Genomic DNA, 221 nt, shown 5'->3' on the forward strand with positions numbered 1-221 from the left:
ACCGTATTTGATACGCAGGACGACATCGTCGAACGGATTGTCGGTTCTCTTTTCTCCGAAGTTCGCGAAATCGAAAAGGGCGAAATTCTGAGGCGGCCGCCGGAAACCTTGGACGTCTATGAACTCGCTTTGCGTGGCGTGGCCCGGAAGCATCGTCTGAACCCTGTAGATTCGGAATTGGCGAGACAAGATCTTTCTCGCGCGATCGAACTGGACCCAGA

General features: G+C 53.8%; 1 pseudogene. It reads left to right on the plus strand.

From position 1 onward, the window contains the following. Positions 1-221 (plus strand): annotated as a pseudogene (locus tag AB2B41_RS23865) (hypothetical protein); the annotation flags it as partial.

The organism is Sulfitobacter sediminis (assembly GCF_040811725.1).
Classification (GTDB): Bacteria; Pseudomonadota; Alphaproteobacteria; order Rhodobacterales; family Rhodobacteraceae; genus Sulfitobacter; species Sulfitobacter sediminis.